The organism is Acidiphilium sp. PM, from assembly GCF_000219295.1.
GTDB lineage: Bacteria > Pseudomonadota > Alphaproteobacteria > Acetobacterales > Acetobacteraceae > Acidiphilium > Acidiphilium multivorum.
Genome location: NZ_AFPR01000240.1, coordinates 1 through 3,684, shown reverse-complemented (window position 1 = coordinate 3,684; position 3,684 = coordinate 1). Strand labels below are relative to the sequence as shown.

Genomic DNA, 3,684 nt, shown 5'->3' with positions numbered 1-3,684 from the left:
TCCACCTCCGCCGCCCGCGCCGCCAGCGCCGCGTTGTCCGGGTCGACATGGCGGGCGAACCGCGCGTTCGACAGCGTATATTCATGCCCGCACAGCATCAGCGTCTCGGGGTCGAGCGCCGCCAGCGCCTGCAGACTGGCATGGAACTGCGCCGGCGTGCCCTCGAACATCCGCCCGCAGCCGAGGCTGAACAGCGTATCGCCGCAGGCCGCCGCCGCATCGCCGAACAGGTAGGTGACATGCCCGACCGTATGCCCCGGCGTCGCGATCATCCGCACGGCTTCTCCGCCAAGATCGATCGTCTGCCCCGGCGCCAGCGCCGCATCCAGCTTCGGCAGCCGCGCCGCATCCGCCGCATTGCCGGCGATGCGCGCGCCGAACCGGGCCGCGAGGTCCACCGCCCCGGCGATGTGGTCGTCGTGATGATGCGTCAGCAGCACCCAGTCCAGCCGCCCGCCCGCCGCCTCGACGGCCTCGATCGCCGCCGCCGCGTCCGCCGGGTCGACGAAGGCGCTCGCCCCGCCATGCGCCACCAGCCAGGCGTAATTGTCAGCGAGCATCGGCACACGCGTGATCGTGAAGCCGCGATGGGAAATCGCCATGATCCGTCCTTCTCACATGCTATAGGTGGAGGGATGCGTCTCGATGCGCCCTCGATCGCCGATTTCTACGCCACGCCGCGCGGCGCCGCCACCGCGCGGCTGATTCGCGCCCGGCTGCGGGAGTTCTGGCCCGAGGCGCGCGGCTGCGAGGTGCTCGGCCTCGGCTATCCCGGCCCCTATCTGCGGCTCTGGCGGGATCAGGCGGCGCGCTGCATTGCCGCCGTGCCGGCGCAGATCGGCGCCGCCCCCTGGCCCGTCTCCCGCCCCGGCCTCAGCGTGCTGGTCGAGGAGGATGCCTTGCCCTTCGCCGATGTCAGCGTCGACCGGCTGCTGCTGATCCACGGTCTCGAACACGCCGAAACCGCCCGCCGCCTGCTGCGCGAGGCCTGGCGGGTGCTGCGCCCCGAGGGGCGGATGATCGTGGTCGTGCCCAACCGCGCCTCGCCCTGGGCCTATCTCGAACGCACGCCCTTCGGCCACGGCCAGCCCTATTCGCCCTCCCAGCTCGGCCGCATGCTGGCCGACTCGCTGTTCCGGGTCGAGCGGCGCGACGCCGCCCTGTTCCTCCCCCCGCTCGGCGGCCGCGCCATCCTCCGCGCCGCCCCGCTGGTCGAGCGCGCCGGCCGGCGCATCGCCGCCCAGGCCGGCGGCATCATCCTCACCGAGGCGACGAAGGACGTCGCCGGCGTCATCCCGCTGCGCGCGGGCCGCCGGCGCCGCCTCGTCCTCGCCGAGCGCTGACGGGGGAGCTCACCCCTTCGCGTGCAGCTTCCGGTGTTCGAGGTGCCGCTTCGCATAGGCGCGGAACATCGCGTCCACCTTCTTCTGCTGCGTGGCGTCCAGCTTCGTGTAGAGCGTCTGGAACGCGGCGGTCAGCTTGTTCATGTTGTCCGCCTGCTTCGCCTGGATCGCGGCGAAGGACTCCATGTTCTGCACCGCGTTCATCGTGGCGAGATGCGCGGCCCGGCTCTGGTAGAGGGCGGCGATCGAGGTCGCGTTGTCGCGCGAGACCTGGGCGAAGCCATGCCAGGCCGCCTGCTCGGCCTTGGTGATGCCGAGTTTCGTCTTCAGCGCCGCCAGCCGGTGATCGACATGCTTGAGCACGGGCGAATGCGGGGCGGCCGCCGTCGTGGTCTTGGTCTCGGGGGTTGCGGCGCGCGCATGGGGCAGGGCGAGGGCGGCGATCGAGGCGCCGGCCATGGTCGCGGCCAGCAAGGCGGCGGGGGCGTGGGCGCGGAGGGAGCGGATCGGCTTCATGTCGGAACTCCGGTTGGTTGAACCGCTCCGCCTTAGCCTGCGTTTCATGACGCGATGCTGGCGCCGCCGTGTCGGAATCATGGCCTACGCCGAATTCATCCGCGGTTTTGCCCTGCGTCAGCCCCCCTTGTCCTTTGCCCCGATCGGGACGATGTTGTGCCGAAAGGACCGCACAGGTCCGGTTTGAAATACGGAGTGTCTTCCATGTTCATCGAAACCGATGTCACCCCCAATCCGGCCACGCTGAAATTCCTCCCCGGCCGCGAGGTGCTCGGCCAGGGCTCGGCCGATTTCGACTCCGCCGATGCCGCCGCCGCGAGCCCGCTGGCCGAGGCGCTGTTCGCGCTGCCGGGCGTCGTCCGCGTCTTCCTCGGCGCCGATTTCGTCTCCGTCACCCGCGATGACGGCACCGAATGGACCTCCCTCAAGCCGCAGGTGCTCGGCGCGATCATGGAGCATTATCTCTCCGGCCGCCCGGTCATGGCCGGCGCCCAGGCCGAGGTGGACGAGGACGTCGATCCGGCCGACCGCGAGATTGCCGACCAGATCAAGGAACTGCTCGACATGCGGGTCCGCCCGGCGGTCGCCGGCGATGGCGGCGACATCGTCTTCCGCGGCTTCCGCGACGGCATCGTCTCGCTGCACATGCAGGGGGCCTGCTCCGGCTGCCCGTCCTCGACGGCGACGCTCAAGATGGGTATCGAGAACCTGCTCAAGCATTACGTGCCCGAAGTGAAATCGGTCCGGCAGGTGATGGCCTGAGCCGGCGATCCCCGCCGTCCCCCAGCTGAACGGAGAGTCCGCATGACGCTCGATGACGGCGCGCTCGACGCGCTGTTCCGCACCGCCCGCACCAAATCCGCCTGGACGGCCGACCCGGTGCCGGACGAAACCCTTCACCAGCTCTACGACCTGCTGAAGAACGGCCCCACCTCGGCCAACTGCTCGCCCGCGCGCTTCCTCTTCCTGCGCAGCGCGGAATCGCGCGAGCGGCTGAAACCCGCCCTCAACCCCGGCAATATCGAGAAGACGATGGCCGCGCCGGTCACCGTCATCGTCGCGCACGATCCGCAATTCTACGAGAACCTGCCGAAGCTTTTCCCGCACGCCGATGCCCGCGCCTGGTTCGCCGGCAACCCCGACCTCGCCGAGGAAACCGCCTTCCGCAACGGCACGCTGCAAGGTGCCTATCTCATCATGGCCGCGCGTGCCCTCGGGCTCGATTGCGGGCCGATGTCCGGTTTCGACAAGGCGAAGGTCGACCAGATTTTCCTTTCCGAACAGGGATGGCGTTCGAATTTCCTCGTCAATCTCGGCCACGGCCAGAAAGACGACCCGTTCCCCCGCGCCCCGCGCCTCGAATTCGACGAAGCCTGCGTCCTGCTCTGAGATGGCGCCGCCCGCCGCGCGCCTGCTGGTGCTCGATGCCGCGTTGAAGCGCGCCCATGTCGGCGTGATCGCGGGCGAACAGGTTCTCGCCGCCCGCGAGGGCGCGCCCGAGACCGGCCTTGCCGATTTGCTGCCGGTATGGGCGGCGGACTGCCTCGCCGAGGCGGGACAGCCCGCCGCCGGCCTCGACGGCGTCGCCGTCACCATCGGCCCCGGCAGCTTCACCGGCCTGCGCGCTTCCCTGGCCCTTGCGCAGGGGATCAGCCTCGCCGCCGGCATTCCGGTCCACGGCGTCACCGTGGGCGAGGCGATGGCGGCGATGCTGCCCGATCTTGCCCGAAAGCTCTGGGTCGTCACCGCGGCGCGGCGCGGCCGCGTCTTCCTGGAACGCGACGGTGTGGCCGCCGCCTTCGACGACGCCGATCTGCCCTCGCCG

6 protein-coding genes are annotated in these 3,684 nt (G+C 70.4%); 4 read left to right on the top strand and 2 right to left on the bottom strand.

Annotated features, from left to right (window positions below):
* Positions 1-602 (bottom strand): hydroxyacylglutathione hydrolase (gloB, locus tag APM_RS10405; RefSeq protein WP_007423332.1); only part of this gene is annotated, 602 nt, incomplete at its 3' end.
* Positions 603-635: 33 nt separating this feature from the next.
* Here gloB and APM_RS10400 point away from each other — a divergent pair.
* Complete coding sequence (locus APM_RS10400) at positions 636-1,343, top strand: class I SAM-dependent methyltransferase (protein WP_007423331.1); 708 nt, start codon at positions 636-638, stop codon at positions 1,341-1,343.
* A 9-nt stretch (positions 1,344-1,352) separates the two neighbouring features.
* Here the strand turns inward: APM_RS10400 and APM_RS10395 are convergent, their stop codons facing one another.
* A complete protein-coding gene (locus APM_RS10395) occupies positions 1,353-1,859 on the bottom strand; it encodes a Spy/CpxP family protein refolding chaperone (protein ID WP_007423330.1) in 507 nt (168 codons plus the stop codon).
* A 204-nt stretch (positions 1,860-2,063) separates the two neighbouring features.
* On the opposite strand from APM_RS10395, the gene APM_RS10390 reads away from it, so the two are divergent.
* From APM_RS10390 to tsaB, 3 genes are all read left to right on the top strand, one after another.
* Positions 2,064-2,621, top strand: coding sequence for a NifU family protein (locus APM_RS10390; RefSeq protein ID WP_007423329.1), 558 nt, complete (start codon positions 2,064-2,066; stop codon positions 2,619-2,621).
* 42 nt (positions 2,622-2,663) lie between these two features.
* Positions 2,664-3,248, top strand: a complete 585-nt coding sequence (locus APM_RS10385) for a malonic semialdehyde reductase (RefSeq protein WP_007423328.1) — start codon at positions 2,664-2,666, stop codon at positions 3,246-3,248.
* A 1-nt stretch (position 3,249) separates the two neighbouring features.
* The coding region (tsaB, locus tag APM_RS10380; protein ID WP_007423327.1) for a tRNA (adenosine(37)-N6)-threonylcarbamoyltransferase complex dimerization subunit type 1 TsaB at positions 3,250-3,684 on the top strand (435 nt) is incomplete at its 3' end.

What these genes read in the sequence shown, in the direction of transcription:
- APM_RS10400 (WP_007423331.1), top strand. Translation starts at nt 636, where the DNA reads ATGCGTCTCGATGCGCCCTCGATCGCCGATTTCTACGCCACGCCGCGC.
- APM_RS10395 (WP_007423330.1), bottom strand. Translation starts at nt 1,859, where the DNA reads ATGAAGCCGATCCGCTCCCTCCGCGCCCACGCCCCCGCCGCCTTGCTG.
- APM_RS10390 (WP_007423329.1), top strand. Translation starts at nt 2,064, where the DNA reads ATGTTCATCGAAACCGATGTCACCCCCAATCCGGCCACGCTGAAATTC.
- APM_RS10385 (WP_007423328.1), top strand. Translation starts at nt 2,664, where the DNA reads ATGACGCTCGATGACGGCGCGCTCGACGCGCTGTTCCGCACCGCCCGC.